This is a genomic window from Actinomycetospora callitridis (assembly GCF_028737265.1).
Taxonomy (GTDB): Bacteria; Actinomycetota; Actinomycetes; order Mycobacteriales; family Pseudonocardiaceae; genus Actinomycetospora; species Actinomycetospora callitridis.
On sequence record NZ_JAQZAK010000001.1, the window covers coordinates 370,477 to 395,623 of the forward strand.

25 protein-coding genes and 1 tRNA gene are annotated in these 25,147 nt (G+C 74.0%); 17 read left to right on the plus strand and 9 right to left on the minus strand.

The window, feature by feature from the left end:
- Positions 1 to 7: 7 nt before the first annotated feature.
- Complete coding sequence (locus PH191_RS01815) at positions 8 to 1,255, minus strand: cytochrome P450 (protein WP_274192924.1); 1,248 nt, start codon at positions 1,253 to 1,255, stop codon at positions 8 to 10.
- Between the two features lie 161 nt (positions 1,256 to 1,416).
- Here PH191_RS01815 and PH191_RS01820 point away from each other — a divergent pair, with 161 nt between their 5' ends.
- The 3 genes from PH191_RS01820 (at position 1,417) to PH191_RS01830 (ending at position 5,504) form a co-directional block, all read left to right on the plus strand.
- Positions 1,417 to 3,753, plus strand: coding sequence for a phosphoketolase family protein (locus PH191_RS01820; protein ID WP_274192925.1), 2,337 nt, complete (start codon positions 1,417 to 1,419; stop codon positions 3,751 to 3,753).
- Positions 3,738 to 4,841: an acetate/propionate family kinase gene (locus PH191_RS01825; RefSeq protein ID WP_274192926.1), complete on the plus strand. Its 1,104-nt coding sequence runs from the start codon at positions 3,738 to 3,740 to the stop codon at positions 4,839 to 4,841. The genes PH191_RS01820 and PH191_RS01825 overlap by 16 nt, the downstream gene beginning before the upstream one ends.
- A gap of 78 nt (positions 4,842 to 4,919) precedes the next feature.
- Positions 4,920 to 5,504, plus strand: a complete 585-nt coding sequence (locus PH191_RS01830) for a dihydrofolate reductase family protein (protein ID WP_274192927.1) — start codon at positions 4,920 to 4,922, stop codon at positions 5,502 to 5,504.
- On the opposite strand, the gene PH191_RS01835 is transcribed toward PH191_RS01830, so the two are convergent.
- The gene (locus tag PH191_RS01835; protein WP_274192928.1) at positions 5,505 to 6,512 is read right to left on the minus strand and encodes an RNA polymerase subunit sigma-70; all 1,008 of its coding nucleotides are present in this window, start codon (positions 6,510 to 6,512) and stop codon (positions 5,505 to 5,507) included. It abuts the gene before it with no gap.
- Positions 6,513 to 6,589: 77 nt separating this feature from the next.
- Positions 6,590 to 7,552, minus strand: coding sequence for a CPBP family intramembrane glutamic endopeptidase (locus PH191_RS01840; RefSeq protein ID WP_274192929.1), 963 nt, complete (start codon positions 7,550 to 7,552; stop codon positions 6,590 to 6,592).
- A gap of 527 nt (positions 7,553 to 8,079) precedes the next feature.
- On the opposite strand from PH191_RS01840, the gene PH191_RS01845 reads away from it, so the two are divergent.
- A complete protein-coding gene (locus tag PH191_RS01845; protein ID WP_274192930.1) occupies positions 8,080 to 9,618 on the plus strand; it encodes an AMP-binding protein in 1,539 nt (512 codons plus the stop codon).
- 56 nt (positions 9,619 to 9,674) lie between these two features.
- Here PH191_RS01845 and PH191_RS01850 read toward each other — a convergent pair whose 3' ends face one another.
- Together PH191_RS01850 and PH191_RS01855 are read right to left on the minus strand one after the other, a co-directional pair.
- Positions 9,675 to 10,082 (minus strand): acyl-CoA thioesterase, encoded by a 408-nt coding sequence (locus PH191_RS01850; RefSeq protein ID WP_274192931.1) that lies wholly within the window; start codon positions 10,080 to 10,082, stop codon positions 9,675 to 9,677.
- A gap of 37 nt (positions 10,083 to 10,119) precedes the next feature.
- Positions 10,120 to 11,142, minus strand: coding sequence for an NAD-dependent epimerase/dehydratase family protein (locus PH191_RS01855; protein WP_274192932.1), 1,023 nt, complete (start codon positions 11,140 to 11,142; stop codon positions 10,120 to 10,122).
- A gap of 153 nt (positions 11,143 to 11,295) precedes the next feature.
- Here PH191_RS01855 and PH191_RS01860 point away from each other — a divergent pair, with 153 nt between their 5' ends.
- The 9 genes from PH191_RS01860 to PH191_RS01900 are packed head-to-tail and all read left to right on the plus strand — an operon-like array spanning position 11,296 to position 20,785.
- The gene (locus PH191_RS01860) at positions 11,296 to 12,474 is read left to right on the plus strand and encodes an inositol-3-phosphate synthase (protein ID WP_274192933.1); all 1,179 of its coding nucleotides are present in this window, start codon (positions 11,296 to 11,298) and stop codon (positions 12,472 to 12,474) included.
- The gene (locus PH191_RS01865) at positions 12,471 to 13,409 is read left to right on the plus strand and encodes a hypothetical protein (RefSeq protein ID WP_274192934.1); all 939 of its coding nucleotides are present in this window, start codon (positions 12,471 to 12,473) and stop codon (positions 13,407 to 13,409) included. Before PH191_RS01860 ends, PH191_RS01865 begins: the two co-directional genes overlap by 4 nt.
- Positions 13,406 to 14,545, plus strand: coding sequence for a class I SAM-dependent methyltransferase (locus tag PH191_RS01870; RefSeq protein WP_274192935.1), 1,140 nt, complete (start codon positions 13,406 to 13,408; stop codon positions 14,543 to 14,545). Before PH191_RS01865 ends, PH191_RS01870 begins: the two co-directional genes overlap by 4 nt.
- Positions 14,542 to 15,561, plus strand: a complete 1,020-nt coding sequence (locus PH191_RS01875; protein ID WP_274192936.1) for a Gfo/Idh/MocA family protein — start codon at positions 14,542 to 14,544, stop codon at positions 15,559 to 15,561. The genes PH191_RS01870 and PH191_RS01875 overlap by 4 nt, the downstream gene beginning before the upstream one ends.
- Entirely contained in the window at positions 15,552 to 16,382 is an 831-nt protein-coding gene (locus PH191_RS01880; RefSeq protein ID WP_274192937.1) for an MBL fold metallo-hydrolase, read from the plus strand. The genes PH191_RS01875 and PH191_RS01880 overlap by 10 nt, the downstream gene beginning before the upstream one ends.
- Positions 16,379 to 17,929 (plus strand): YcaO-like family protein, encoded by a 1,551-nt coding sequence (locus PH191_RS01885; RefSeq protein ID WP_274192938.1) that lies wholly within the window; start codon positions 16,379 to 16,381, stop codon positions 17,927 to 17,929. The genes PH191_RS01880 and PH191_RS01885 overlap by 4 nt, the downstream gene beginning before the upstream one ends.
- Positions 17,926 to 18,774, plus strand: coding sequence for a sugar phosphate isomerase/epimerase family protein (locus tag PH191_RS01890; protein ID WP_274192939.1), 849 nt, complete (start codon positions 17,926 to 17,928; stop codon positions 18,772 to 18,774). The genes PH191_RS01885 and PH191_RS01890 overlap by 4 nt, the downstream gene beginning before the upstream one ends.
- Positions 18,771 to 20,015 (plus strand): glycosyltransferase family 4 protein, encoded by a 1,245-nt coding sequence (locus tag PH191_RS01895; RefSeq protein WP_274192940.1) that lies wholly within the window; start codon positions 18,771 to 18,773, stop codon positions 20,013 to 20,015. The genes PH191_RS01890 and PH191_RS01895 overlap by 4 nt, the downstream gene beginning before the upstream one ends.
- Positions 20,016 to 20,017: 2 nt before the next feature.
- Positions 20,018 to 20,785 (plus strand): PIG-L deacetylase family protein, encoded by a 768-nt coding sequence (locus tag PH191_RS01900; protein WP_274192941.1) that lies wholly within the window; start codon positions 20,018 to 20,020, stop codon positions 20,783 to 20,785.
- Here PH191_RS01900 and PH191_RS01905 read toward each other — a convergent pair.
- Complete coding sequence (locus PH191_RS01905; RefSeq protein ID WP_274192942.1) at positions 20,772 to 21,194, minus strand: hypothetical protein; 423 nt, start codon at positions 21,192 to 21,194, stop codon at positions 20,772 to 20,774. The genes PH191_RS01900 and PH191_RS01905 overlap by 14 nt on opposite strands.
- Before the next feature lie 91 nt (positions 21,195 to 21,285).
- Positions 21,286 to 21,358: transfer RNA gene (locus tag PH191_RS01910), tRNA-Arg, on the minus strand.
- A 154-nt stretch (positions 21,359 to 21,512) separates the two neighbouring features.
- On the opposite strand from PH191_RS01910, the gene PH191_RS01915 reads away from it, so the two are divergent.
- A complete protein-coding gene (locus tag PH191_RS01915) occupies positions 21,513 to 21,716 on the plus strand; it encodes a hypothetical protein (RefSeq protein WP_274192943.1) in 204 nt (67 codons plus the stop codon).
- Here PH191_RS01915 and PH191_RS01920 read toward each other — a convergent pair.
- Positions 21,692 to 22,594, minus strand: a complete 903-nt coding sequence (locus PH191_RS01920; RefSeq protein ID WP_274192944.1) for an EamA family transporter — start codon at positions 22,592 to 22,594, stop codon at positions 21,692 to 21,694. The two genes, PH191_RS01915 and PH191_RS01920, sit on opposite strands and share 25 nt — an antisense overlap.
- A gap of 84 nt (positions 22,595 to 22,678) precedes the next feature.
- Between PH191_RS01920 and PH191_RS01925 the strand changes: the two genes are divergently transcribed.
- The 3 genes from PH191_RS01925 to PH191_RS01935 all read left to right on the plus strand — a co-directional run bounded on the left by PH191_RS01925 (position 22,679) and on the right by PH191_RS01935 (position 24,452).
- A complete protein-coding gene (locus tag PH191_RS01925) occupies positions 22,679 to 23,581 on the plus strand; it encodes a LysR family transcriptional regulator (RefSeq protein WP_274192945.1) in 903 nt (300 codons plus the stop codon).
- A gap of 149 nt (positions 23,582 to 23,730) precedes the next feature.
- Positions 23,731 to 24,090 carry a hypothetical protein gene (locus PH191_RS01930; protein ID WP_274192946.1) on the plus strand — a complete coding sequence of 120 codons (360 nt, stop codon included), beginning with the start codon at positions 23,731 to 23,733 and terminating at the stop codon, positions 24,088 to 24,090.
- Complete coding sequence (locus PH191_RS01935) at positions 24,087 to 24,452, plus strand: hypothetical protein (protein WP_274192947.1); 366 nt, start codon at positions 24,087 to 24,089, stop codon at positions 24,450 to 24,452. Before PH191_RS01930 ends, PH191_RS01935 begins: the two co-directional genes overlap by 4 nt.
- A gap of 172 nt (positions 24,453 to 24,624) precedes the next feature.
- Here PH191_RS01935 and PH191_RS01940 read toward each other — a convergent pair whose 3' ends face one another.
- Complete coding sequence (locus PH191_RS01940; protein ID WP_274192948.1) at positions 24,625 to 25,143, minus strand: hypothetical protein; 519 nt, start codon at positions 25,141 to 25,143, stop codon at positions 24,625 to 24,627.
- Positions 25,144 to 25,147: the final 4 nt, after the last annotated feature.

The following is a 25,147-nucleotide window of genomic DNA, read 5'->3' on the forward strand; positions in this document are numbered from 1 at the left end:
CTCCTGGTCACCAGCGCAGCGGCAGACGCGTCAGGCCGTTGATGAAGTTCGACGTCAGCCGCCGCGGGGCGCCGTCGAGCTCGACCTCGGGCAACAGGTCGAGGAACGCGGTGAAGAACTCCCGCATCTGCAGGCGCGCGAACTGCGCGCCCAGGCAGAGGTGCGGGCCCTGGCCGAACGCGAGGTGGTCGCAGGGGTCGCGGGCGACGTCGAAGCGGAACGGGTCGGCGAAGTGGCGTTCGTCGTGGTGCGCGGACACGTGGTAGACGACGACCTTGTCGCCCGCCGCGATCTCGACCCCGCCCAGCGTCGTGTCCCGCGCCGCGGTGCGACGGAAGGTCAGCACCGGCGGGTGCCAGCGCAGCATCTCCTCGAGCGCGCCCGGCAGCAACGAGCGGTCCTCGCGAAGGCGGCGGTACTGCCCGGGGTGCTCGACGAGCGCCAGGACGCCGCCGGGCAGCGCGGAGCGCACGGTGTCGTTGCCGGCGATCGTGAGCAGGAAGAAGAACATCTGCAGCTCGGTGTCGTCGAGCGACTCGCCGTCGACCCGGGCCTCGACGAGCGCGGTCATGACGTCGTCGGCGGGGTGGCGACGCTTGTGGTCGGCCAGCTCGCCCGCGTAGGCGAACATCTCGGCGAGCATCGCCGGCGACCGCGGGTTCACCGGCCGCCCACGCTCGTCGCGGACGACCTGCGCGTGCTCGTCGTCCTGGTAGCCGATCACGCGGTTGGTCCACTCGAGCAGCAGGTGCCGGTCGGACCCGGGGACGCCCATGAGCTCGGCGAGGTTGGCCAGCGGGAAGTCGTCGGTGACCTGGCGGGGCAGATCGCACGCCCCGGCGCCGGCCACGTCCGCCAGCAGGCCGCGAGCACGGGCGGCGACGTCGTCGGTGAAGCGCTGGAGGCGCCGGCGCGTGAACGCGGCCGTCACGAGCTTCCGGAGCCGCTGGTGCTCCGGCGGGTCCATGTTGAGGATCATGCGGCGGAGGAACGGCAGGTCCTCGGGCTCGGGATCGCGGATCTGGGTCGCGCCCCGCGCGGAGCTGAAGACCTCCGGGGTGCGCAGGACGTACCGGACGTCGTCGTAGCGCGTGACGGCCCAGAAGCCGGGGCCCGCGGGCCAGTCGCCGACGGCGTGCTCGTCCTGCCAGGCGACCGGCCGCTCGTCCCGCAGCCGCCGCAGCGCCTCGTGCGGCACCCCGCGGGCGAAGACCGTCGGATCGAAGACGTCGTCCTCCGCACCCAGGCGCGTCATCGTCGACCTCCCGTGAAGGGTCTACCACGGGGACGAGGGCTGCTACCAGGGTCGCGGTCGGAGCCTGCTCACCGGCACCGGCAGGGCCGTTCGGCGCTCGCCGGGGGCCGTCGCGGAGGGCTACGTTCCGCTCCTGATCGCTCGACGCGAGGAGCACCGGGATGTCCCAGCCGGCGACCGCTGACGACCTGGCCCTGATCGACGCGTACTGGCGGGCGGCGAACTACCTCTCCGTCGGGCAGATCTACCTGCTGGACAACCCGCTGCTGCGGGAACCGCTGCGCCCGGAGCACGTCAAGCCGCGGCTGCTGGGCCACTGGGGCACGACCCCGGGCCTCAACCTCCTCTACGCGCACATGAACCGGGCGATCCGGCAGCGGGACCTGGACACGCTCTACGTGACCGGGCCCGGGCACGGCGGGCCGGGGCTCGTCGCGAACGCGTACCTGGAGGGCACCTACAGCGAGGTCTACTCGAGCCTCGGCGAGGACGTCGACGGGATGCGGGCGCTGTTCCGGCAGTTCTCCTTCCCGGGCGGCATCCCCAGCCACGTCGCGCCGGAGACGCCGGGCTCGATCCACGAGGGCGGCGAGCTCGGCTACGCGCTCGTGCACGCCTACGGCGCGGTGTTCGACAACCCGGACCTGCTGGCGCTGTGCGTGGTCGGCGACGGTGAGGCGGAGACCGGGCCGCTCGCCGCGAGCTGGCACTCGAACAAGTTCCTCGACCCGCGCCGCGACGGCGTCGTGCTGCCCGTGCTGCACCTCAACGGCTACAAGATCGCCAACCCGACGGTGCTCGCCCGCATCCCCGACGACGAGCTCGCGTCGCTGCTGCGCGGCTACGGCCACACGCCGCACTTCGTCGTCGGCGACGAGCCGTCCGCCGTGCACCAGGAGCTGGCCGCCACCCTCGACACCGTCCTGGACGACATCGCCGCCATCAAGGCCGATCCGGGCTCCACGCGCCCCGCCTGGCCGATGATCGTGCTGCGGACGCCCAAGGGCTGGACGGGGCCGAAGGAGGTCGACGGGAAGCAGGTGGAGGGCACCTTCCGCTCCCACCAGGTCCCGCTCGCCGGAACGCGCACCGACCGCCGGCACCGGGCCCAGCTCGAGGAGTGGATGCGCAGCTACCGGCCCGAGGAGCTCTTCGACGCCGAGGGCCGCCTCGTCCCGGAGCTCCGCGCGCTCGCGCCCGAGGGGGATCGGCGGATGAGCGCCAACCCGCACGCCAACGGCGGCCGCCTCCTCCGGGACCTCGCGATGCCGGACTTCCGCGACTACGCCGTCCCGGTGGAGAAGCCGGCCGCGTCGACGAGCGAGGCGACCACCGTCCTGGGCGAGTTCCTCCGGGACATCGTCGCCCGCAACGACGACCGCTTCCGGCTCTTCGGGCCCGACGAGGTCGCGTCCAACCGGCTGCAGGCGGCGTTCGACGTGACGGACCGGGCCTGGAACGCCACCGTGGTCGACGGGGACGACCACCTCGCCCCCGGCGGCCGGGTGATGGAGGTCCTCTCCGAGCACCTGTGCCAGGGCTGGCTCGAGGGCTACCTGCTGACCGGACGGCACGGTCTGTTCACCAGCTACGAGGCGTTCATCCACATCGTCGACTCGATGCTCAACCAGCACGCCAAGTGGCTCAAGACGACGCTCGGCATCCCGTGGCGCGCACCGATCGCGTCCCTGAACTACCTGCTCTCCTCGCACGTCTGGCGTCAGGACCACAACGGGTTCTCGCACCAGGACCCCGGCTTCCTGGACCACGTGATCAACAAGAAGGCGGAGATCGTCCGGGTCTACCTCCCGCCGGACACCAACACGCTGCTGTCGGTGGGCGACCACTGCCTGCGCAGCAGGCACTACATCAACGTGATCGTCGCGGGGAAGCAGCCGCAGCTCACCTACCTGGCGATGGACCAGGCGATCGCCCACTGCATCCGGGGCGTCGGCATCTGGGAGTGGGCCGGGAACACCGAGGGCGAGCCGGACGTCGTCCTCGCCTGCGCCGGAGACATCCCGACCCTGGAGACCCTCGCCGCGGCGAAGCTGCTGCGCGAGCACACCCCGGATCTCAAGGTGCGGGTGGTGAACGTGGTCGACCTGATGCGGCTGCAGCCCGCCAGCGAGCACCCGCACGGCATGTCGGACAGGGACTTCGACGCGCTCTTCACCCCGGACAAGCCGGTGATCTTCGCCTTCCACGGCTACCCGTGGCTCATCCACCGGCTCACCTACTCCCGGAGCAACCACCACAACCTGCACGTCCGTGGCTACAAGGAGGAGGGCACGACGACCACGCCCTTCGACATGGTGATGCTCAACGACCTGGACCGCTTCCACCTCGTCATGGACGTCATCGACCGCGTCCCGGCCCTCGGCAGCAACGCCGCGGTCCTCCGCCAGCGCATGGAGGACGCCCGGCTCGCCGCCCGCCGCTACACCCGCGAGCACGGCGAGGACGACCCGGCGATCTCCGGGTGGACCTGGGAGTGAGCCGGGTCCTCGTCGTCAACGCCGGCTCGTCCAGCCTCAAGCTGCGCCTGCTCGGCGGGGACGACACCGTCGAGCAGGCGGCGGACGTGGAGGCGGGGCCGGACGGTGTGGCCGGCGACGACCTGACGGCCCTGCTCGACGGCTGGGCGACGCCCGACGCGGTGGGCCACCGGGTCGTCCACGGCGGCACCCGGTTCACCCGGCCCACCGTGATCGACGCGCAGGTCCGGCACGCCCTGGAGGAGCTCGGCTCCCTCGCGCCGCTGCACCAGCCGAAGTCCCTCGCCGGGCTCGACGCCGTGTCCCGGCTCCTGCCGGACGTGCCCGCGGTCGCCTGCTTCGACACCGCCTTCCACGCCACGATCCCGGACGCCGCCGCGACCTACGCCGTCCCGGCGCAGTGGCGCGAGCGCTACGCGATCCGCCGGTACGGCTTCCACGGGCTCTCCCACGGCTACTGCGCCGGACGGGTGGCCGATCTGACGGGGCGGACCGACCAGCGGGTGGTCACCTGCCACCTCGGCGCCGGAGCGTCCCTCGCCGCGGTGGTGGACGGCCGCAGCGTCGACACGACCATGGGGTTCACCCCGCTCGAGGGCCTGGTCATGGCCACCCGCTCCGGGAGCGTGGACCCCGGACTCGTCCTCTGGCTGGAGGAGCACGAGGGCCTCGCCCCGCACGAGATCGCGACGGCGCTGGAGTCACGGTCCGGGCTGTCGGCGCTCGCCGGGACGGCGGACATGCGCGCGATCGTCGCCGCGGTCGCGCGGGACGAGCCGGCCGCGACGCTCGCGCTCGAGGTCTACCTGCACCGCCTGGTGGGCGGCATCGCCTCGATGGCCGCCGCAGCCGGCGGCCTCGACGTCCTGGCGTTCACCGGCGGGGTGGGGGAGAGGGCGCCCCTCGTGCGGCGCCGCGCGGCCGAGCGGCTCGCCTTCCTCGGCGTGGACGTCGACGAGGCGAGGAACGACACCGCCGACGGCGACACCGACATCGGCGCCGCGGGCGCCCCGGTGGCGTCGTTCGTGGTGGCCGCCCGCGAGGACCTGGCGATCGCCGCGGGCACCCGCGCCGCGCTCGTCGGCTGAGTCCCCGTGGCGCGGACCGATCAGGTTCCCGCCCCCCGCCCGTCGGTACCTGTGGGATCGACCCACGGGAGGGGCACCATGCGGAAACTGATCTACGGCATGAACGTGACACTGGACGGCTACATCGCCGCGACCGGCGACGATCTCGGCTGGAGCGGGGGAGACGGACCGGACTCGTCGCCGGGCGACGAGTTCTTCCGGTGGTGGTCCGACCGGGTGGAGGCGACGGGCCTGGCGCTCTACGGACGCAAGCTGTGGGAGGCCATGAGCTCCTCCTGGACGACGGCCGACGAGCAGCCGGACGCCACACCGGCGGTGATCGAGTTCGCGCGACGCTGGCGGGACATGCCGAAGGTGGTGTTCTCCTCGACGATCGACGAGGTCGACGGGAACACCCGGCTGGTCACCGGCGACGCGGTCGCCGAGATCACCCGGCTCAAGGCCGAGGACGGCGGCCCCATGGACATCTGCGGGGCGACGCTCGCGGGAGCAGCGATGCGGTCCGGGCTGATCGACGAGTACGCGATCGTCACCCACCCGGTCCTCGTGGGTGGCGGCACGCCGTTCTTCACGACCCTGGACAGCTGGGTGGACCTGGACCTGGTCGAGACGCGGACGTTCCCCGGCGGGGTGCTGCTGACCCGGTACGAGACGAGGAGATGATCACAGCGTCGCGGGCAGTCCCAGCCACGGCTGGTCGGCGGCGTCGAACCCGAGGAGCTCGGCGATCCTCCCGTCGACGACGTGCAGGACCGCGAGGGCGAACAACCGGTACTCCGGGTCGTCGGGCGCGCGGAGGTACAGCACGGCGGCGGGCATGTGGTTGACCGTCGTGGTGGTACCGCGCCAGTCGTCGTGGCCGCGCTCGAAGAGTCCGCCGGAGACCCAGCCGTCCACCGCGTCCTCGGCCGTCATGAGCACGGGGCCCAGCTCGGGCAGCATCGCGAAGCGCAGGTCCTCGCGCAGCAGGGCCGTCAGCCCGTCGAGGTCGTTGCGCTCGTGGGCGTCGATGTACGACCGCACCACGGCGCGCTCGTCGTCGGACAGCTCGTGGGTGGCGGGGCTGCGCCAGTCGAGGCGGCGGTCGGGCAGCTGCTCGCGCATCGTCACGCGGGCCCGCTGCAGCGCGCTGGTCACCGAGGCGACGGTCAGGTCGAGGGCGTCGGCGGCCGTCGACGCCGGCCAGCCGAGGACGTCGCGCAGGACGAGCACCGCCCGCTGCCGCGGCGGCAGGTGCTGGACGGCGACGATGAACGCCAGCTCGATCGTCTCCCGCGCCACCACCGATTCCTGCGGGTCCTCGGGGAGCATCCGGTCGGGGTAGGGCTGCAGGTACAGCAGCTCGGAGGCGGGGTCCGCCAGCTCGGACGGGACGGGTGTGCGGTCGTTGCGCTTCTCCAGGAAGTCGAGGCAGGCGTTCGTCGCGATCCGGTACAGCCAGGTCCGCAGCGCGGCGCGGCCCTGGAACGACTCCCGTTTGTTCCACGCCCGCAGGAACGTCTCCTGCGTCAGGTCCTGGGCGTCCTCGTAGTTCGCGAGCATCCGGTAGCAGTGCACCTGCAGCTCACGCCGGTGGCGCTCCGTGAGGGACGCGAACCGCGCCGTGTCGCCCGAGCGGATCGCCGCGAGCACCGCGGCCTCGTCGGCGCCCGATGGTGCGGCGTCGGTCATGGTCGTCGATCCTTCCACCGGGGTCAGGGGCTACGAGGACCGACGACGGGGCGGCCGATTCCTGATCGGCCTCGGGGTCACTCCCGGGGAGACGCCACACCCGTGGTCTCGACGCCCCGGCGCCGCGCCAGCGCCAGCACGGCGGTCACGGAGACCACCATCCCAAGCGCCGAGAGGACGAACACCCCGGCTCCGACCTCGGTGTAGTCGGCGATGGAGCCGGTCGCGCCGTAGGCGGCCGAGACGACCCAGCTGACGGCGTTGTGGACCATGTGCAGAGCCAGGGCCGCCTCGAGGCCGCCGGTGCGCAGGGTCACGAGCGAGAGCGCGACCGCGAACACCACGAGGTCGGCGAAGCCCCACGCGCTCGCCGTCGCACCCTCGTGGACCAGCGCGAACAGGACAGCACTCACGGCGACGCCGGGCCACGGGCTGCGGACGACGGCGCCGAACGTCTGCACGATCCAGCCCCGGAACAGGTACTCCTCGGCCGCGACCTGGAACGGTGTGAGCACCAGGGCCACGACGGCGACCCCGAGGAACGACGACCAGCCCGCGAAGGTGCCCTCGGTCGGGTCGACGAGCTCGGCCACCAGGCCGGCGAGGACGGACACCGCGAGCGCGGGGACCAGGCACACGGCGAGCCAGCGACCGCGCAGGCGCCCGGTGACCGACGACAGCGTCCCGGGCCGCCGCCGCTCCACGAACCGCACGACCAGCAGCACCGCGGGCAGGGCGGCGGCGACGGTCACCAAGATGACCGCGGCCGACCAGCCGGGGTCGATCGGGAGGGCGTCGGCGCCGAGGGGGATGCCCGCGATCACCGCAGCCAGGCCGGACGTGAACCCGACCACGAGCACGAACAGCAGGCCCACGACGACGACCGACAGCAGCGCCAGAGGACCGTGGTACCAGCGGCGACCCGCCGTGCGGGCGAGGTGGTCGTAGGTCAGCGGGACCGGTGCGACCGAGGGGGCGTCGACGGGGACGTCGTCCTCCGGAGCCGGTGTCGGCGGGGCGGACGAGTGCGTAGCGGTCATGGTGGTCCTCCGGCGAGGTGCAGTGCGGCACGGTGGTGGGCGTGCCGGCCTGCACCCAGGGTCGACCGGTTCTCCGACGCGGTCTGTGGCGTCGCGGCGCGAGTTCCGTGGCCGCACGACAAGCCTTGTGTCACCGGAAGGAGAGGTCCGCGGTCGACCGCGACGGTGGTCGGCGACGTTCTGCAGTCCCCGGCCCGCCCGGTGCCGAGCAGGACACGGGTGGGTCGTGGGCCTCCGGCGACGCGGTCCCGCGTCGGCAGCCGCTGTCAGGCCGGGACGGCGCTCAGTCGGCTCGCGCGCCGTCTCGGTGGGCGACGCCCGTGGAGGGCGCTCGTCGCCCGCGTCGCCGCTCGGGAGGAGGTGGTGATGGCGGCCACTCGGACCCCGGACAGCAACCTGCCGGTGATGTCGCTGTGCCCGCAGGGTGTCCGTTGCCCGAGGACGGTGACGAGAAGGACGGGACGGGACACCTGGCGAGCCGACCGGCTGCCTCACCCGCAGAGTCCGCCAGACACGGAGGCCAGCCCATGCGTGTGCCACTGACCGTCAATGACTTCCTGGATCGGGCGGAGGCCGTCAGCGCGAATGCCGTCGCCGTCGTCGACGAGCCCGTCCAGCCCGGGGCTCCGGTGCGGACGATGACGTACGCCGACCTGCTCATGCGCGTCCGCGCCTGGCAAGCCGGCCTGGACGGGCTCGGCGTCGGCGAGGGCGAGCGGGTCGCCGTGGTGAGCCACAACGCCACCAGGCTGCTCGAACTGATGTACGCGGTGCCGTCCAGCGGGCGGGTCTGCGTCCCCGTGAACTTCCGCCTCCGCGCCGAGGAAGTCGACTACATCGTCCGACAGTCCGGGGCGTCGGCACTGTTCGTCGACCCAGAGCTCGACGAGCCGCTCAAGACGGTTCAGGCTCGGCATCGGTTCGTGCTGGGTGGGGAGACCGACGAGCACGTGATGCGGTTCGATGTCGCGCCCTGCGCATGGTCGGACCCGCAGGAGGACGCGACGGCGACGATCAACTACACCTCGGGAACGACGGCTCGTCCCAAGGGTGTGCAGATCACGCACCGCAACATCTGGGTCAACGCCATGAGCTTCGGCATGCACCTTCGCCTCTGGGAACGCGACGTCTACCTGCACACGCTACCCATGTTCCACGCCAACGGATGGGGATTGCCGTACCCGCTGGCCGGGCTCGGGGCCAAGCAGGTGGTGCTGCGCAAGGTGGCCGGTGCCGAGGTTCTCCGCCGCGTGGACGAGCACGGTGTCACGGTCATGTGCGGAGCCCCCGCTGTGTGGAACGCGGTGCTCGACGCTGCCGCCACGTGGGATGGTGACGTCCCCGGTCGGGGACGCGTACGGATCGTGTGCGCCGGCGCGCCGCCGCCGACGCGGATGATCCAGCGCATCGACGAGGAACTGGGCTGGGAGTTCATCCAGATCTATGGGCTGACCGAGACGTCGCCGATCGTCACCTTCAACCGGACGCGGCCGGCCGACACCGCACTTCCCGCCCGGGAACGCGCACACCGGTTGGGACGCGCCGGTGCACCGGCACTCGGCGTGCAGGTGAAGATCTCGGACGTCGGGGAGGTGCTCGTCCGTTCCAACGTCGTCCTGGACCGCTACTGGGAAAATCCCGACGCCACGTCCGAGGCGCTGGCGAGCGGGTGGTTCCACACCGGCGACGGCGGCTCGATCGACGATGAAGGCCACTTGACGATCTCGGACAGGAAGAAGGATGTGATCATTACCGGCGGGGAGAACGTGTCGTCGATCGAGGTCGAGGACTGCATCTCCCATCTGACCGAGGTCGCCGAAGTGGCCGTGATCGGCGTGCCCGATGAGAGGTGGGGCGAGACGATCAAGGCACTCGTTGTCCGGACCCCCGGCACCGAGATCAGCGAGCAAGACATCGTCGCCCACTGCAAACAACGCCTGGCCGGGTTCAAGGCCCCGACGACGGTCGAGTTCCGCGACGCCATCCCCCGCACGGCGACCGGGAAGGTGCAGAAGTTCCGGCTTCGCGAGCCCTATTGGGCCGGTCACCGACGCGGCGTGAACTGACCGGAGATGCTGGTCAGGCGAGTGATGGGGCGGGCTTGCCGTTCACTGGCGTCGCATCATCGGAGGCCCTCCAGCGCCGCCCGGCGCTCGCCCTCGATCGCCACGGGCTCCTGCGAGCGGCGGTCGACGAACGCGTGCACGAAGTGGCCGGTGAAGAAGAGCGTGCCGTCGCTGCGGCACATCCCGACCTCGAACCGCACGCTCGACCGCCCCAGCTCACCGACCCGCAGGCCGACCGACACCACGTCGGGGAACCCGGCCTGTGCGTGGTACTCGCAGTGGACCTCCTTCACCAGGCCGATGGTGTCGTCCCCCAGCGGGTCGAGGCACCCGTTCTCGATCAGCCACCGGTTCACGACGGTGTCCATGATCGAGTGGTGCACCACGTTGTTCAGGTGGCCGTACATGTCGTTGTCGTTCCAGCGGGTGGTGACGTCCTGCCAGTGCGCGTAGTCGTCGGTCACGCAGGCGATGGTCGGCGGGGAGCCGCCCGCGCAAACCTCAGACGCCGACCCACCCCTCGACGAGCGCTCGCTCCCGATCCGGGTCGAGGCCGGCCGTCAGCTCGGTGCGCCCCTCCGCGCGGAGCTGCGCCAGCACGTCCCGCGCGGTCTCCTCGGCGGGCCGGAACCGCAGCCCCTGCCTGATCGCCCCCGACGCGTCGATCGCGTCCTGCGGGATCTGGTCCTCGGGGAACCAGAGCGGCCGCTGCTCCTCCTCGACGTCCCGCAGGTTCTCGCGCAGGTACCGCTCGCCCGCCCACACCCAGTCGACGTCGCCCGGCGCGCCTCCCGCCGCGCGCAGGCAGGCGTCGAGCACCGCCGAGAGCGGCTGCGCCCGGCCCGGGCCCACCGTGTCGAAGACCCCCTCGCCGCGCCGGTCGAGGACCGCGACCGCGAACTCGGCGACGTCGCGGGCGTCGGTGTACTGCACGACGCGGTCGGGGTCGCCGGGGGCGAGCACCGTGCGCTCGGCGTCCCCGGCGAGGGCGCGGTCCAGGCGGACCGGCCACCAGGTGAACCGATCGGTGGGGTCGTGCGGGCCGACCAGGACCCCCACCCGCAGGATCGCTGTCGGCCCGTCGAAGCGCTCGGCGAGGGCGGCCTCGGCGGCGAGCTTGGCGAGCGAGCGCTCCTGGAGGGGGTCGTCCTCGGTGGCCTCGCCCTCGCGGCGGACCGGGTCCCCGGCGCCCGGGACCGCGGGGCCCGCGGGGTGGTAGACGCTCATGCCCGAGACGTAGCCGTACGCGCCCACCGGGCCGGACAGCAGCGAGGCCGTCGCGGACACCGCGTCGGGGTCGGAGAAGGTGTCGAGCACGGCGTCCCAGGTCCGTCCGTGCAGCGCGGTGAGGTCGTCGTACCGGTCGCCGGCGAGCGCCTCGACGCCGTCGACGGGCGCCGTGCCGGCGCGGGAGAAGACCGTGACGTCGTGGCCGGCGCGGACGGCTGCGGTGGCGATGTGGCGGCCGAGGAAGCCGCCACCGCCGAGCACGAGGAGCTGCACCGACCCGGCTACCCCGCTCACAGCGAGGTTTCACCTCTTCCGATCACGGGGCCCCCGGGGATGGGAGGCCGAGCCCACGCGCCACCCACGGACCACGAGTCGCGCGTCGAGATCGGGACGTCATGCGCCCGCGACGCACCCCGTTTCGGGATGTCAGGTCGAGGAGGACGTCGGGTGTCGGACGAACAGCGCAAGGTCGGGGTGGCGGTCGTCGGGCTGGGAGGGGCGGTCGCGACGACCGCCGTCGCCGGGGTCGAGCTGTTGAAGGTCGGGGCCTCCGGCGTCGAGGGGCTCCCGCTGGCCGAGGTCGCCGACCTCGTGCCGTACACCTCGCTGGTCTTCGGTGGCTGGGACGTGGACGGTGACGACCTCGCCAAGGCCGCCCACGTGCACCGCGTGCTGGACGCACGCCAGATCGAGGCGGCGGGCGCGGCGCTCGAGAGCATCACGCCCTGGCCCGCGGTGGCCGACCCGGAGTACTGCCGCAACGCCGCCGGGGCCAACGTGGTGCCGGTCGGGTCGGTGCGGGGGCGCGTCGACCGGGTCCGCGAGGACCTCGAGCGCTTCCGCTCGGAGAACGGTCTCGACCGCGTCGTCGTGGTCAACCTCGCGTCCACCGAGCGCTGGCCAGACCTGACGCTGCCGGCCCTGCAGGACCCGGAGGCCTTCGAGGCCGCGCTGGACGACGACGACCCGGTCGTCAGCCCGAGCATGGTGTACGCCTACGCCGCGATCGCCTCGGACTGCCCGTACGTGAACTTCACGCCGAGCGCGTCGGCCGACATCCCCGCGCTGCGGGAGCTCGCCGCGCGACGCGGTGTGCCGGTGGCCGGTAAGGACGGCAAGACCGGGCAGACGATGATGAAGACCGTCCTCGCCCCGGCGTTCCGGTCGCGCGCACTGCAGGTCGACGGGTGGTACTCGACCAACATCCTCGGCAACCGCGACGGCGAGATCCTCGACGACGCCGACTCGCTCGCGAGCAAGGTCAACACCAAGGGCACCGTCCTGGACTCCATGCTCGGCTACCCCGTCGACGACCACGTCGTCCGCATCGACTACTACCGACCGCGCGGGGACGAGAAGGAGGCCTGGGACAACATCGACCTCGTCGGGTTCCTCGGCCAGCGGATGCAGGTCAAGGTCGACTTCCTGTGCCGCGACTCGGTGCTGGCCGCGCCACTGGTGCTCGAGCTGGTGCGTCTGGTCGACGAGGCCGCCCGGCGCGGCGAGGGCGGGGCCCAGGAGCAGCTCGGCTTCTTCTTCAAGGCGCCGATCACCCGCGACGGCTCGCAGCCGGAGCACGCGCTCTACCGCCAGGAGCAGGTGCTGCACGAGTGGCTCGCCCGGTGAGCCCTGTGGGCACGGCCCACGAGCCCGACACGCTCGGCGTGCCGAGGGGCCTGGGCGACCTCGTCGGGCTGTTCCGGGAGATCGGTGACCTCAAGCGGGTGCACGTGGCCGGCCGTCCCGGCTCGATCGCCGACCACGCCTTCCTGCGCGCGTGGTCGGCGCTCGTCGCGGGCGAGGACCCGGCGAGGGTCACCGCGAGCGAGTGCGCCGCCGCCGTCGCGGGGGCGCGGCTCGCCGGACTCGACGGCCCGGTGCTGTGCGACGCCGGACTCACCGCGGACCAGGCGCGGGCGGTGCGGACGCGGGCGATCGAGGAGGTCGGCGCCGCGCTGCCCGAGGGGCTGTGCGCCCTGCTGGCGGCCGCACCCGACCCCACCGAGGACGCCGGGCCCACCCCGGCGTTCGCGGCGACGCTCGTCGACCAGCCCCGCGCGGGCGCGACCGCCCCCGGGCGGCCGCGCCTGATCGTCGAACCCCCCGAGGACCACGGCGAGCACTGCTGGGCGGTCGCGGTGTGCGGCGCGCTGCTGGCGGGGGAAACGGGCGCGGAGCCGGGCGACGCCTTCCTGCTCGGTCTGGCCCACCACCTGCACAACGTGGCGCTGCCCGACGCGGGGTTCGCGGGCGAGATGCTGCTCGGCGAGCACCTCGAGCCGATGCTGGAGCGGCTCACCGAGCGGGAGCTCGGGACGCTGCCCGACGCCCTCGCCGCGCGCGTGCGGGACCTGCTCACGGCCCGGGCCGACGCCGACGGTCCGCTCGGTCGCGCCTTCCACGCCGCCGACGTGCTCGACCGCGTGCTGCAGGTCCACCACCACGCCCGGGCCGCCGCGTTCACGGCCCGCGACGCACTGGTCGACCTCGAGCTCGTGCACGACTCGCCGGTCTCGGCGTACCACGACGCCGTGCTCGCCGAGGCGGGATTGGTGCCGTGACCGCACTCCACGACCCCGTGTCGGGGCGCCCGCTGACGCCCGACACCCCGCACTCGCTCTCCGACGGTGCTCGCCGCTGGCCGGTGTTCGACGGGATCCCGTACCTGCGGGTCGGTCGCGACGAGCTCGTCGCGACCGCCCTCGCCGCGCTCGACGACGGTCGGGTCACCGAGGCCGCCGCGGCGCTGCTCGCCGACAACGACGACTGGTGGGACCAGCCGCCACCCCCGCCGGATGCCCTCGCCGACGCCTACCGGGCGGCCGCGGACCCGGGCACCACACTGCGCGACGCCGTCGCGGCGCTGGGCCTCGGACGCGTCGGCGACTACTTCCTGCACCGCGACCACGACCCGTCGGGGCTGGCGGTCACCGCGCTGGTGGCGACGCACCCGCCGGCGGGCCGCGCGGTGGTCGACCTCGCCTGCGGAGCCGGGCACCTGCTGCGCCGCCTCGCGCTCGAGCCGGGGGAGCCCCCGGCGGCGACCGGCGTCGACATCGTCTTCGCCAAGCTCTGGCTCGCGCGGCGCTTCGTGCTGCCGCCCCACGCGCACGTCCGGCTCGTCTGCGCCGACCTGCGGGCCGGCTGGCCGATCGTGCCCGACGGGGACGCCTGGGTGTCCTGCCACGACACGCTCTACTTCCTCGACGACCCCGGGGACGTCCTGCGCCGCGCCGGCGACCTCGCCGGGTCGGGCGGAGCGGTCCTGGCGGCGCACTGCCACAACGTCGAGCACCCCCTCGGGGCCGCCGGCCACCCCCGTTCCGTGCCCGCGTGGGCCGGGCTGCTGCCCGGAGCCCTGACCTACGCCGAGGAGGAGCTGACCGCGGCCGCGCTGGCCGCCCGTCCCGCCCGTCCCGCGGAGCCCGGCGCGCTGCGCGCCACCGAGGCGGTCGCCCTCGCCCTCGACCGGGCCGGTGCGCCGCCGCGGCCGGATCTCCTCGGGCCGGCTCCCGGCGCCGAGCTGCACCCGAACCCGCTCTACCGCGGCGGCGTGCGGAGGTGGCCGAACCCGCGGTGGGCCGACGAGTACGGCGACCGCGTCGCGGCCTACCTCCCCGAGCACGTCCCCGTGGGGATGGGCCGGGACGAGGCGGCACGGCGCCGGGTCCTCGTCGAGCTGCCGGACCGCTGGTGAGTGCCGTGACGGGGTGGGGCGTGGTCGGGCTCGGCTGGGTGGCCCGCGACCACGTGCTCCCGGCCGTCGCCGCCGACCCGCACGCGCACGTCGTCGCCGTGTGCGACCGCGACCCCGAGGCGCTCGCGGCGGTCGGCGACGGCGTCGTCACCACCACCGACCTCGCGGAGCTCCTCGCCCTCGACGGCCTCGACGCGGTCTACGTCGCGACGCCCAACCACGCCCACCTGCCGGTGGTGCGGGCCGTCGCCGCGGCCGGGGTGCCGGTGCTGTGCGAGAAGCCGATGGCCCACACGGTCGACGACGCCGCCGCGATGGTCGCGGCGGTCGGCGACGGGCTCGCGGGCACCGCGTTCGACCAGCGCTTCCATCCCGCGCACCAGCGCGCCGCCGATCTCGTCGCCGAGGGACGGCTGGGCACCGTGACCGCGGTCCGGATCGTCTACGGCTGCTGGCTGCCGCCGGAGTGGTTGCCGCCGCACACGCCCTCCGACGGCAGCAACTGGCGAGTGGACACGGCGCTGGCGGGCGGCGGCGCCGCGATCGACCTCGCCCCGCACGGCATCGACCTCGTCGGGACGCTGCTCGGGGAGGACCTCACCTCGCTCACCGCGGTCACGCGACGCCGCGTGCACCCCTACACCGACCCCGCCGCGGACGACAGCGCCGCGCTGGTGGGGGCCACCGCGTCGGGGACGATCGTCACCGCGCACGTCAGCTTCTGCCTGCCCGACGCGCTGCCCCGCCGGCGCCTCGAGGTCGTCGGCACCCGCGGCCAGCTCGTCGCCGAGAACACGCTGGGCCAGGTCGCGGGCGGCTCGCTGACGTTCGTCGACGCCGCGACGGGCGCCGCCGAGGCGGTGGCCTTCGACCCCGACGGGCCGTTCGACCGCCAGGTCGCCGCCTTCGGCGCCGCGGTCCGCGGCGACCGCGACTGGCCCTTCCCGCTCGCGCGGGACCTCGCCCTGCACGAACTGCTGCTGCACACCCTCGAGAAGGAGGCACCGTGCCCCTGACCCCCTGGACGTGCACGAACTGCGGGCACTGGCAGCGCTGGTTCGCGACGCCGCCGTCGTGCCCGGTGTGCACCGACGTCCGCAACGCCCTACCCGACGACGGCTGGGACTTCCGGTCCCTCGACGAGATCGCCCCCGGCCGGGAGGCCCGGTGGGCCGAGGTCCGCCCCGGCATCACCGGCTACTGGTGCGAGCCGCAGGTCGGCCTCGGCACCTGCGGCTGGGTGATCGAGACCGACGAGGGCCTGGTCGGCTGGGAGGGCGCGGGCTTCTACCCCGACGAGGCCCTCGCCGAGCTGCAGCGCCGGGGCGGGCTCGCCGCGCTCGCGGCCAGCCACGTCCACGGGTACGGCGCGCTGTTCCAGCTGCAGGACGCCCTCGAGCCGGAGATCCTCGCCATCGGGGTCCGCGACCTGGAGTGGACCAAGACGTTCCGGGTGACGTGGCCGCTCGACGACCGCCACGAGTTCGCCCCCGGCCTCGTCGCCCACCGCACCGGCGGCCACTTCGACGGGCACATGGTGCTGCACGACGAGCGGCGCCGCGTCCTGTTCTGCGGCGACATGCTCAAGGCGAGCCTGGACGACGCCGGCCGCCCGACGGGTCTCTCGGCCCACAAGGCGTTCCACGCCCAGATCCCGCTGTCGCACCAGGAGATCCGGGACGCGCGCAAGGTGATCGGCGAGCTGGAGTTCGACGCCGTCGCCACCCCGTTCGAGTTCGTCGACGGCGTCACGACCGCCCATGTCCTCGCGCTCTACGACCGGCTCCTCGCCGGGCGTCCGGTGGCCGGACCGATCCCGCTGGAGGAGCTCTCGTGACGGTGGACGCCCCGGCGGACCTGGACGCCGTCACCCGGGCCTACGACGACGCGCTGCCCGCGGGTGAGGCCGGCGACTTCACCCTCGGGGGGGCCGACCGCACCGGGGTCCACGTCGTCGCCGCCGACTTCGCCGACCCCGGCGGCACCTGGCCGCGCTCCGGGTCGTTCGGCTACGGGCTCTCCGCAGCCCGGGCCCGTGTGGCCGCCCACGCGGAGCTCATCGAGGAGATGCTGCTCTCCCGGCACCTGCGCGACCTGCCCCGCACCCGGGACTCGTACCGCGCCCTGCGCGCGCGGCACGGCGCGGACGGGGTGGTCGACCCGGTCGCGCTCACCCTGCCCGCCGGCGCCGTCGTCGATCCCGACGCGCCGCGCTGGTGGGTGCCCGCCACCCGGGTCCGGACGGGCGAGACCGTGCTCGTCCCGGCCGAGTTCGCCGCCGCGTACCCCGTCGACCTGCCGTGGCAGGACCCGTCCGAGCGGCTGATCACCGTCATCACCAACGGGTGCGGGGCCGGCGACACCGTCGAGCGCGCGCTCGGACACGCCCTGGGTGAGCTCCTCCAGCGCGACGGCAACGCCACCGCCTTCCGCGCCGTGGACCGGGGCATCGTGATCGACACGGGACCCGACGACGAGCTGGTGCGCGACCCCGACACGCGCCGGCTGCTGGCACACCTGCGCGACGCCGGGATCCGCGTCGTCGGGAAGCTCGCCGCCACCGCGTTCGGGGTGACCGACCTGCACGTGGTCGGGCACGACGTCACCGACGCGGACGCCCCGCACCCGATCGCGCTCACCGCGTGCGGCGAGGCCGCCCACCCCGACCGCGAGGTCGCCCTGCAGAAGGCGCTCCTGGAGTTCTGCTCCGCGCGGGTGCGCAAGGTCTTCGCGCACGCCGGCCTCGACCAGGTCCGCCCGCTCGCGCCCGGGACGTACTGGGAGCGCGAGCTCGCCCACCCGCTGCCGCCCCAGGAGGGGCGCGCCTTCCGGGCGATGCGGGACTGGACCGGCCGCAGCGCCCGCGAGCTGCGGACGCTGCTGGAGCCGACGGTGCTCGCGGAACGCTCCCGCATGGCGTTCGACGCGCTGCCCACCGTGGCACCCGGCGCGCTCGACGAGCCCGCGGCGCTGCTCGACGACCTGCTCGGCCGGCTCGAGGGGTTCGACGTGCTCGCGGTCGTGGCACGCAGCGACAGCGCGTGCGCGGTCAAGGCGATCGTGCCCGGCCTGGAGGTCGAGACGATGTCCTACGGGCGCATCGGCCGGCGGGGGGTCGAGCGGCTGCTCGAGCGGGCGGGCGACCCCGACGACCCGGCCGCCGGGCTCGTCGGGCTGGGGGACCCGCCGCACCCCGGGGCGCTGCCCGTGGTGATGACCGAGGACGACGCGCAGCGGCTGGCCGCCGACCACGGCAGCGACCGTGCGTGGCTGGACCGCGACCGCGTCGACGCGGTCGTCGGCGACCTCTACCCGCTCTACCGCGAACCGACCCGACACGCGGTGGGCAGGGCGGCCGCGGGGGAGGAGGTGGAGCTGCGATGAGCGCCCCGACACCCCCGCTGCGCTGGGCGTACAACACCAACGGGCTCTCCTCGCACCGGTTGGACGACGCGCTCGCCCTGCTCGCCGACCACGGCTACGCCGGCGTCGCGCTCACCCTCGACGTCGCCCACCACGACCCGTTCGCCCCCGACCTCGCCCGGCGCACCGCGGCCCTCGCCGACCGGCTCGGCGAGCTGGGCCTGGGCAGCGTCGTCGAGACGGGTGCGCGCTTCCTGCTCGACCCGCGACGCAAGCACCACCCGACGCTGGTCAGCGCCGACGCCGCCGACCGGGCCCGGCGGGTCGACTTCCTGCGGCTGTGCGTCGACGTCGCCGCCGACCTCGGCAGCGAGGCCGTGTCGTTCTGGGCCGGGGTGCTCGGCGCGGACCTCGACCGCGACGAGGCCTGGACGTGGCTCGTCGAGGGCGTGACCGCGGTGGCCGAGCACGCCCGCGCGCGCGGCGTCACGATCGCCGTCGAACCGGAGCCCGGCATGCTCGTCGACGACTGCGACGACTGGATGCGGCTGGCTCTCGACGTCCCCGAGGTGTCGATGGCCCTCGACACCGGCCACTGCATCGTCTCGGGGCGCTGGTCGCCCGAGGGCGCGGTCCGCGAGTTCGCCCCGCTGCTCGGCGCGGTCGCCGTGGAGGACATGCCGCGCGGTGTCCACGACCACCGCGCCCCGGGCGAGGGGGACATGGACCTGCCGGCCGTCGTCGGGGCCCTGCGCGAGGTCGGGCACCGCGGTCTGGTCAGCCTCGAGCTGTCCCGCGACTCCCACCGCGCCGACCAGCTCGTGCCCCGGGCCATCGAGACGCTGCGAGCCATGGAGGTCACGTGAGGATCTGCTTCGTCTCCCGCCGCTACTGGCCCGCGGTGTCGGGCATGAGCGCGTACGCGGAGAACCTGCTGCGCCACCTCGTGCGCGCGGGCCACGACGTCACGATGATCTCCCAGTACCGGGGGGACCCGACGGGACGCGCGGTCTACGGCGGCGGCCCCCCGCCGCCCGACCGCATCCCCGCCGGCGTGGAGGTCGTGGCGCTGGAGGCGCACGGCGAGCAGGAGGTCGCCGAGGGCCGGCCCGCCGACTTCGAGGCCGATGTCGCGACGATGCAGGCGACCATCGCCCGGCTCCACGCGGAGCGCCCGTTCGACGTGCTGCACGCCCAGTACGCCTACCCCAACGGGCTCGCGGTCCTGCGCGCCGCGCACGAGCTCGGCCTGCCCGCCGCGGTCAGCGTGCAGGGCGGTGACGGGCACTGGGTGGGCACCTGCTGCGCCACCCACCGTGAGCTGGTCCGTGCGGTGTTCACCCACGCCCCGGCGCTGGTCATCGGCTCGCCGTCGTTCGCCGCCGAGGTGTCCGCCCGCCACGACGTCGCCCCGGCCCGCTGGACGATCGTCTCCGGCGCCACCGACACCGAGCGCTTCACCCCGCACGGCGAGCCGGGCGCGCTCGGCGACCCGCCCACGCTGCTCTACCACGGTCGCGTCGACGCCCGGAAGGGCGTGCTCGACCTGCTCGAGGCGCACCGCATGCTGCTCGACGACGGCCGCGGGGTGCGTCTCCTCGTCTCCGGGATCGGGCCCGACACCGCCCTCGTCGCCGAGCGGGTCACCGAGCTCGGGCTCGCCGACCACGTCGAGCAGCTGGGCTACACGCTCTACGAGCAGGCGCACGAGGTGTACGGGCGCGGGGACGTGTTCGTCAGCCCGACCTACGCCGAGGGGTTCTCCAACACGATCCTCGAGGCGATGGCCTCGGGGCTGCCCGTCGTGTCCACCGACGTCGTCGGGGTGCGCGACTGCGTGCGGCCCGACGACAACGGCGTGCTCGTCCCGGCGAAGGACCCGCGGGCCCTGGCGGACGGGATCGTGCGGGTGCTCGACGGCGAGGAGCTCCGGGTCGGCATGGCCCGCCGCGCCCTCGACGAGGTGCGGGCCGTCTGGTCCTGGCCGGTGATCGCCGACCGCGTGACGTCGGTGTACGACCTGGTGCGCGACGTGCCGGTGCCCGCCATCGCCGACCCGCCCGTCGACGCCGACTGCCGCTTCCGCGCGGCGCCGCACCTGCTGTGAGGGTGGTAGCGGTCAGCCCGCACCTCGACGACGCCGTGTTCTCGATCGGGGGGACCCTCGCGCGCCTCGGGGAGACCGGCTCGCAGATCGAGGTCGTCACCTGCTTCACCGGCTCGGTCGACCCGGCCACGGCGACACCGTTCGCGCTGTCGACCCAGCTCGACAAGGGGCTGGCGGCCGACGTCGACTACATGGCGCTGCGCCGCGAGGAGGACCGGGAGGCCCTGCAGATTCTCGGGGTCGCGGGCCGTCACCTCGACCTGCTCGAGGCACCGCACCGGGGCTACGACAGCCCCGCCGACCTCTTCGCCGGCCGGCACGGCGGCGACGACGTCGGCCCCGCACTCGCCGAGGCACTGGCACCCGTCATCGACGGTGCCGACCTCGTCCTGGCCCCGCAGGCCCTCGGCGACCACGTCGACCACCAGTGGGTCGGCGCGGTGGTGGCCGATCTCGTGGGCGAGGACCGCCGGGCCTGGTGGCGCGACACCCCGTACGTCGTCCGCGGGCCCGACGCGCTTCCCATGGCGCACGTGCGCGGTCCGGAGATCGCAGTGGACGTGACCGAGGTGCTCGACCGCAAGATCCGGGCCGTGGCCTGCTACGCGACCCAGGTGCCGTTCCAGTTCGGGTCCGTCGCGGCGGCCGGGCCGGCACTGGCCTCGCTCGCCCGGAGCGAGGGGGAGCGGTGCGGGACCGCGGCCCCCGCCGAGGTGCTGGTGGCGGCACCCGCCGCGCGCGACGCCTTGGCGTGCGTCAGAGTCGGGTGAGCAGCTCGTCGAGGTTGGCCCGGATGCGCGCGACCGGGGCGGCGGTGGGTTCGCGGGTGGCGAACTCGCGACCCGTGGCGCCGTCGAGGAAGGTCTGACCGGCGAGGGTGGACTGGCGCAGGTGGTAGCCGGTCTCGAGCCAGAAGCGGTTGCCGTGGGCGTCGAGCTCGATCAAGGGCCGAGCTCGGCTGAAGAACGCGCCCGCCGCGTAGGTCCGGATCCGGTTGATCGACGATGCGCCGAAGTGCACGTGCTGCATGGCCCGCAGGAGGTCGTCCCCGTAGTGGATGTCGAGGACGATGAAGCCCGAGTCGCTGTCCGGGTCGTAGCCGACGGCTGGGACGTCGACGGCGGTGACGATCTCGAACCACCAGGCGTTGTCGTACGCGACGAAGAACCGCAGCGGCATGCGCGAGTCGTCGGACAGGGTCGTCTCGAGATAGCCGTCGTCGAGCTCGTAGTGCGCCGGATCGAAGAGGGTGAAGACGGACCGCGGAGGGCGCCCCCGGCAGGATTCGAACCTGCGACACCCGCTTTAGGAGAGCGGTGCTCTATCCCCTGAGCTACGGGGGCCCGCGTGCACTCTAGCGCCCACGACCGTCGTCGCCGGTCGTCGTCCTCACGTCGGTGGGAGATCGGGAGCAAGCGCTTGCTGCCTCAACCGGGCCGCGACACTCCCCGATAGTGAGGTGGATCCCGGGGCGGGACACGTGCACCCTGGTCTCTCGTGGCCGACTCACCGAACGGCGCCCAGCCTCCGGGCGAGCAGGACGACAGCGGCGCCCGCGCCCAGGTGCACCTCGACGACACCTTCGACAGCGCGGCGCTCGCCGTCTTCCGGACCGCCGAGTGGATTCCACCGGCGTACCGGCAGGCCTACCTCGACGGCGCCGCGAGCGTGCTCGGCTACGACGCACTCGTGGAGAACTGAGCGCCCCGCGCCCCCGCCCGTTCCGCACCGATCCCCGCGAGGACGACGGCCGCGACGCCGGCCGCCGCGGCCGGTGACGGCGTCTGGCTCAGGAAGAGCACCCCGACCCCGAGGGCGATCGCGGGCTCGAGGCACATCAGCGTGCCGAAGGCGGCCGTGGTCAGCCGGCGCAGCGCCAGGAGCTCGAGGCTGAAGGGCACGACGGGGAGCAGCAGGGCGATCCCGAGGCCCGCGAGCAGCACGGACAGGTCCAGAGCCCCCGTCGAGACGCTTCCCACCAGGCTCGGCCCGGCGACGACGGTCGCGACCAGCCCGGCCACCGGCATCGACACCCCGAGCCCCGTCAGGCCGGTGACCTGGTCGCCCACGCGCTGGGTCAGCAGGATGTAGCCGGCCCAGCAGGCCGCGGCGGCGAGGGCGAAGGCGACGCCGGCCGGGTCGAGGCCGCTCTGCCAGGGGTTGGTCAGCAGGACGACGCCGAGCGCGGCGAGCAGGGCCCAGCCGCGCGCCCGTCCCCGGCCCCGGAGCAGCGCGACCCCGAGCGGGCCGAGGAACTCCAGCGCTGCCGCCGTGCCCAGCGGGATGCGCGCGAGCGCCTCGGTGAACAGGATCGTCAGGCCGGCGGTCACGGTGCCGAGTGCGACGGCGGCCGCGAACCCGGACCGGGTGAACGCCGACGGCCTCGGACGCGCGATCACGGCGAGCAGGAGCCCGGCCCAGAGCAGCCGCAGCGCCGCCGTACCCGTCGACCCGATCCGGTCGAAGAGGCCGACGGAGACGGCGAGCCCGATCTGGACGCACAGCATCGAGCCCGTCGCCATGAGGGCGCCGGTGCGGGGCGAGGACGGGAGGACGAGCGGGGAGGTCGGGGCGGCCACGACGACCAGTGAAGGCGAGCGAACCGTTCGCGTCCACGTGAGAATCATGGACGCGATGTCCGCAGATCACGGACGATGGCCGGCGTGGACACCCGTCGCCTGCCCTATCTCGTGGAGTTCGCGCGGCACGGCTCGATGCGGGTGGTGGCGGAGGTGCTGGGCACCAGCACGTCGGTGGTCTCGCAGCAGATCGCCGCGCTGGCGCGGGAGGTCGGCGCGGCCCTGGTGGAGCCGGCGGGACGCCGGTCCCGGCTCACCCCGGAGGGTCGGCGTCTGGCCGAGCACGCCCGCACGATCCTCGCCGCGATCGAGACCGCCGAGCTCGACCTCGACCCGGACGCCGAGCCGCACGGGGTCGTCCGCGTGGCCGGGTTCGCGACGGCCGTTCGACGGGCGGTGGTCCCGACCGTCACCGCGCTGGCCACGACCCACCCGCAGGTGGCGCTGACGATCCGCGAGTACGAGCCCGCCGAGGCGCACGCGATGCTCGCCGCCGACGAGATCGACCTCGCCCTGACCTACGACTACGACCTGGCTCCCGCCGCGCTCGACCCCGACCTCTCCGCGGTCCCGCTGTGGTCGGCGGACTGGGGGCTCGCGGTCCCGAGCGAGGAGGTGCCGTCCGCCGCCGACGCGCTCGACGCCCTCGGGGTGGTCGCGGCGTTCGCCCACCGGGACTGGATCGGCAACTCCCGCAACCGGGCCGACGAACAGGTGCTGCGCACCCTCGCCTCGATGGCCGGCGTGGCGCCGCGCCTGACCCACGAGGCGGACAGCCTCGAGCTCGTCGAGGACCTCATCCTCGCCGGGCTCGGCGTCGGTCTCCTGCCGCGCGACCGCCGTCCCCGTCCCGGTGTCGAGGTCCTCGCGCTCACCGCACCCGGCGTCCGGCTCCGCGCCTACGCGGTGACCCGCCGCGGCCGCGCCGGCTGGCCCGCGCTGGCCCTCGTCCTCGACCGGATCGTGCGCAGGGCCGAACACCGGTGAGCCGCGTGTCCGCAACTCCTGCGGAGGCTGGACCAAACGGCGGCGCTGCGCGACGCTGTTCGAACGCGTCCCGGCTCGGACCCCGCCGGACGGCACGACACGCGCGCCCGGAGCGCGGTGAACGCTGGTCGAGGGGGTCCGGTCGCTCCGTGTACGCACACACTCCGCGCACGCTCGTCCTCGCCGGACCGCTCGACGCGTCCGAGACGAAGAGCCTCCTGGACTACTGCCGGCTGCTGTACGGGAGCGGGCAGACGAGGCTCCACATCGACATGACCGGCGTGACCGAGTGCCACCGGGCCGCCCTCGACGGCCTGCAGGCCCTGACCGCGGGGGCCACCGGCCTCGCGGTCTCGCTGGGCGGGGCACACCGCGAGCAGTTCACGGCCCTGCTGAGCGCGGCCGCACCGGCCGACGCCGAGGGCCTCGGCGACTCCGTACACGCACTCTGCCGTGCACCGGCCGACCCGGAGCCCGTGGTCGGCACCTCCCCCGGAAGTGAGCGATGAGCACCTCCCACGACGCCGAGCCCCACGTCCACGCCGAGATCGACCGGGTGGACATCGACCGCATCCGGGTCGCCGCCGACCAGGTCCTGCGCTGGGCCGAGGAAGGGGGCGCGGACGACCCGGACATCGCGCGCGTGGACCTGATCAGGCACCACGCTGGGACCCTGGTGGACCTGGGCTCCGGGGCGGCCCACCCGTTCGCCGCGACCCGCTCCCACGCGCTGACCGTGCGGAACGAGCTCATCGAGATCGGCACCGAGCGCTCGCTGACCCTCGCCGTCTGGTTCGACGACGCCCTCGGGCTCGGCGCGCACAGGGGAGAGGCGATCGAGAGCGATCCCGCCGAGCGCGGCATCGACTGAGGGGCGCCCGATCCCGTTTCGACAGTGGGACGGATCGGGAAATGCCCGGCCATCGCCGGCCGTCGGCCGGCGATCGGGGCGGCCTCGCCGAGGGTTGAGCAGACAGCGCCGGCGGGGCCGTCACCGCTCATGTCACGTCGCGATCCGGTTCGTCACGACGGGGCCTGATGGATCAGGACAGCTCGCGCGAGTAGGAGCCGACCGACTCCGCGTCCGAGGGCGCGCGCGACGACGGGACGGCCGACGAGGCGACGTCGGCGACGCGGCGCGAGCGCTCGGCGGCGTCGAGGACGGCCCCGTGGAAGCGGGCGACCTCGGGGCCCCCGTCGGACGGCACGTGCCGGGAGCTGCGCTCCGTCGAGCCGACGGGCGTGCTGAGCAGGCTCAGGCCCGGCTCCGGCACGTCGACCGCGGTGACCTCGAGCTGGTGCACCCGGTGGAAGGTCACCTGCGCGTCGGGGTCCACGCCCTCCCGGTCGGGATCGCGGTCGGTCACCACGAGGACGTCCGGGGTGAGCAGCAGCTCGACGGTGCGCCGACGCGTGCGGCTGCGGCCGAACCACCGGCCGGACTCGACGACCTCGTCGGTGCGCACCGCGTGCGTGACCTCCGGCAGCGGGTCACGGACGAGCCCGCGGACCTCGGCCTGCTCCTGGACCAGCGAGATGACGGCCGTCGGGAGGCTGTGCACACCG